Here is a 434-nt window from a genome sequence, read left to right on the forward strand (position 1 = left end):
GCCCCGACGCCCCGCCGCCTCGGAGCAACTCGCCGTCGAGGGTGCCGTCCTGGGCGCCGTGCGCGACCGGGTCCCGGTGCCCGTGCCGGACTGGCGGCTGCACACACCCGGTCTGGTCGCCTATCCGAGTCTCCCCGGCGAGGCGGCGGGGCAGGAAGACCCCGTCACGTTGGTCTACGGCTGGTCGATGGACCCGCTGGCCCACCCGGACCGCTATCTGGAGCCGCTGGCGCGCTCGTTGGTGGCGGTGCACTCCCTGCGCCCCGACGGGCGGTGGAACACCGCGGGCCTCCCGCCTGCCACCCCGGAGACCGTACGCGCCGGGATCGCGGTGAAGCTGGACCGCGCGCACACCGAACTCGGCCTGAGCAAGGCGCGGCTGGCCCGCTGGCGGCGGTGGCTGGACGACGACCGGATGTGGCCCGGACAGCTGG

At 75.6% G+C, this 434-nt stretch carries 1 pseudogene; it reads left to right on the forward strand.

The features are described 5' to 3' along the window. Positions 1-434: pseudogene (locus RNB18_RS52405) on the forward strand (macrolide 2'-phosphotransferase); the annotation flags it as partial.

Origin of the sequence: Streptomyces doebereineriae, from assembly GCF_031845645.1 — a bacterium.
Lineage (GTDB): Bacteria > Actinomycetota > Actinomycetes > Streptomycetales > Streptomycetaceae > Streptomyces > Streptomyces canus.